Here is a 1,358-nt window from a genome sequence, read left to right as displayed (position 1 = left end):
ATACTGTGAGCTCGATGAGTAGGGCGGGACACGTGGTATCCTGTCTGAATATGGGGGGACCATCCTCCAAGGCTAAATACTCCTGACTGACCGATAGTGAACCAGTACCGTGAGGGAAAGGCGAAAAGAACCCCGGCGAGGGGAGTGAAAAAGAACCTGAAACCGTGTACGTACAAGCAGTGGGAGCCTCTTTATGGGGTGACTGCGTACCTTTTGTATAATGGGTCAGCGACTTATATTCTGTAGCAAGGTTAACCGAATAGGGGAGCCGAAGGGAAACCGAGTCTTAACTGGGCGTTAAGTTGCAGGGTATAGACCCGAAACCCGGTGATCTAGCCATGGGCAGGTTGAAGGTTGGGTAACACTAACTGGAGGACCGAACCGACTAATGTTGAAAAATTAGCGGATGACTTGTGGCTGGGGGTGAAAGGCCAATCAAACCGGGAGATAGCTGGTTCTCCCCGAAAGCTATTTAGGTAGCGCCTCGTGAATTCATCTCCGGGGGTAGAGCACTGTTTCGGCAAGGGGGTCATCCCGACTTACCAACCCGATGCAAACTGCGAATACCGGAGAATGTTATCACGGGAGACACACGGCGGGTGCTAACGTCCGTCGTGAAGAGGGAAACAACCCAGACCGCCAGCTAAGGTCCCAAAGTCATGGTTAAGTGGGAAACGATGTGGGAAGGCCCAGACAGCCAGGATGTTGGCTTAGAAGCAGCCATCATTTAAAGAAAGCGTAATAGCTCACTGGTCGAGTCGGCCTGCGCGGAAGATGTAACGGGGCTAAACCATGCACCGAAGCTGCGGCAGCGACACTATGTGTTGTTGGGTAGGGGAGCGTTCTGTAAGCCTGTGAAGGTGTGCTGTGAGGTATGCTGGAGGTATCAGAAGTGCGAATGCTGACATAAGTAACGATAAAGCGGGTGAAAAGCCCGCTCGCCGGAAGACCAAGGGTTCCTGTCCAACGTTAATCGGGGCAGGGTGAGTCGACCCCTAAGGCGAGGCCGAAAGGCGTAGTCGATGGGAAACAGGTTAATATTCCTGTACTTGGTGTTACTGCGAAGGGGGGACGGAGAAGGCTATGTTGGCCGGGCGACGGTTGTCCCGGTTTAAGCGTGTAGGCTGGTTTTCCAGGCAAATCCGGAAAATCAAGGCTGAGGCGTGATGACGAGGCACTACGGTGCTGAAGCAACAAATGCCCTGCTTCCAGGAAAAGCCTCTAAGCATCAGGTAACATCAAATCGTACCCCAAACCGACACAGGTGGTCAGGTAGAGAATACCAAGGCGCTTGAGAGAACTCGGGTGAAGGAACTAGGCAAAATGGTGCCGTAACTTCGGGAGAAGGCACGCTGATA

At 52.9% G+C, this 1,358-nt stretch carries 1 rRNA gene; it reads left to right on the top strand.

Annotated features, from left to right (window positions below):
* Window positions 1-1,358: ribosomal RNA gene (locus tag ACJHXB_RS24690) — 23S ribosomal RNA — on the top strand; the annotation flags it as partial.

Source organism: Escherichia sp. WS3227_2, from assembly GCF_046486495.1.
Lineage (GTDB): Bacteria > Pseudomonadota > Gammaproteobacteria > Enterobacterales > Enterobacteriaceae > Escherichia > Escherichia coli.
This window is presented reverse-complemented; position numbering and strand designations above follow the sequence as displayed.